The sequence below is a fragment of the Comamonas sp. B-9 genome (assembly GCF_000410635.1).
Lineage (GTDB): Bacteria > Pseudomonadota > Gammaproteobacteria > Burkholderiales > Burkholderiaceae_C > Comamonas.
Window position 1 is genome coordinate 1 of sequence record NZ_APCR01000564.1, and the last position, 839, is coordinate 839.

1 protein-coding gene and 1 pseudogene are annotated in these 839 nt (G+C 70.6%); both read left to right on the forward strand.

Annotated features, from left to right (window positions below; genetic code table 11):
* On the forward strand, positions 1-511 hold a 511-nt coding region (locus H928_RS26315), incomplete at its 5' end, for a LysR substrate-binding domain-containing protein (protein WP_021025588.1).
* 11 nt (positions 512-522) lie between these two features.
* A pseudogene (locus H928_RS26320) lies at positions 523-839 on the forward strand (FAD-dependent oxidoreductase); the annotation flags it as partial.

Below are 839 nucleotides of genomic sequence, written 5' to 3' on the forward strand. Positions count from 1 at the left end.
CGCGCCCTGCGTCGCAGTGCTGCCCGAAGCGGACCCGCTGGCTGCGCTCGAGGTGGTGCCGCTGCTGGCACTCGCCGAGCGCCGCATCATCACCATGGCCAACCCCTACCGCTTGCGCGGCCGCCTCGATGAGGCCTTTGCCGCCGCCCGCCCGGGTGCGCAGCCGGGCGAGACCCAGTTCATGGAAACCAATGCTTCGGTCAATGCGATGGCCGCCGTGCGCGCCGGCCTGGGCGTGTCGGTGCTGGAGCCGGTGACGGCGCTGGGCCTGCCCTTGCAAGGTGTGGTGGTGCGCCCGCTCGATACCGAGATCCCCTTTTTGTTTGGCGTGGTCAGCCAGCAGGCCACGCCTTGCACGCCAGCGATGGATGCGCTGTGCCAGGCCTTGACCGAGGTGGCGCAGGCGCTGCTGCCTGGCTTTGTACTGCATGACGCACGCGCCCACGCCGCGCTGCTGGAAGAAATGCTGCCCGAGGGCCAGCGGCCCGCTGCGGGCACACCAGAATTTTGAGAGAGCCACGCATGAACGACGAACGCTTACTGCCGCCCCAGGGGCTGGCCGCACTCGAAGCCCGGGTGCGCCAGGACCTGGCCTGGCTGGACCTGCCCGCCAAGGACTGGCTGCCCGAAACCGCGCTGGAGGGAGAGCCGGTGCTGCCCGTGGCCATCATCGGCGGCGGCATGTCGGGCCTGGCCGCATGCGCGGCGCTGCGCTTCATGGGCGTGCCGGCCGAGATCTTTGACCAGTCGCCGGCGGGCTTTGAAGGCCCCTGGGCAACGACGGCGCGCATGGAAACGCTGCGCTCGCCCAAGCAGCTCACCGGCCCGGCGCTGGGCAA